This window comes from Endozoicomonas sp. SESOKO1, from assembly GCF_024606265.1.
Taxonomy (GTDB): domain Bacteria; phylum Pseudomonadota; class Gammaproteobacteria; order Pseudomonadales; family Endozoicomonadaceae; genus Endozoicomonas.
Window position 1 is genome coordinate 1 of record NZ_JAHHPP010000282.1, and the last position, 1046, is coordinate 1046.

1 protein-coding gene is annotated in these 1046 nt (G+C 54.0%); it reads right to left on the reverse strand.

What is annotated here, in order from left to right; all coding sequences use genetic code 11:
* Positions 1–115: 115 nt before the first annotated feature.
* A partial coding sequence (locus KDK13_RS12535; RefSeq protein WP_257285309.1) for an AI-2E family transporter occupies positions 116–1046 on the reverse strand: 931 nt, incomplete at its 5' end.

Here is a 1046-nt window from a genome sequence, read left to right on the forward strand (position 1 = left end):
CCAGTCCGTCAGGGGGTCACCAAGATATGCCAGCACCATACTGACGACAAAAGGCACCAGCACCGGCCCCAGAAAATGAACCACCAGAAACAGTGCCAACGCAACAGCGGCGACCTCAGTCTTTCTCTTCAGCTGCTCCGGCACGATAAAGGTTGCTGGCCTTATAGTTTCTGTGCAGGTGGCGCAAAAGCACCATAATTATCGCGGCCATGGGCAGGGCGATAAGCATTCCGACAAAGCCAAACAACTGCCCGCCAGCCATCAGGGCAAAAATAACCGCTACCGGGTGCAGACCAATTTTATCCCCCACCAGCAGTGGCGTCAGTACCCAGCCTTCCAATGCCTGACCGACCATGAATACCACCACTACCAGCCCGGCCCCCGCATAGCCATCAAACTGAAACAGTGCGACAACCATCGCTGCAGCAAACCCCAGGACAAATCCCATGTAGGGAATAATGCTGGCCAGCCCGGCAAGCATGCCAATCAGGATAGCGAACTGCAGGCCGATCATGGTCAGCCCCAGGCTGTAAATGACGCCCAGTGCCAGCATGACCATCATCTGCCCCTTGAGAAAGGCACCCAGTACTTCATCGCACTCACTCACCAACGTCACAGCCACCGGCTCGACATTGCGGGGCAACATCATTTTCAGGTCAGCCATCATCTTGTCCCAGTCGCGCAACAGGTAAAAAGTCACCACGGGAATAAGAAACAGATTGGCCATAAACCCGATCAGCGCAATGGAGGACCTGGAAACTGAAATACCAAAACTGGCCAGGAGCCCACCAGCCTTTTGCCATAACCCGGCCAGCCTTTTGGAGATTTCATCGAAATCAAAGAGGGAGGGATCAACCGCAATATATTTCTGAATGTAAGGAATGACATTCGTCTCAATCCAGGCGGCCCAGGCCGGTAGCTGATGGATCACCGTCTTGATCTGATGGACCAGTGCCGGAATCACAACCAGCAGGGCCGTAATCACTACCCCGAAAAACAGCAAAAAGACGCAGACCACCGACAGGGTTCTGGACAACCCTTTTGAC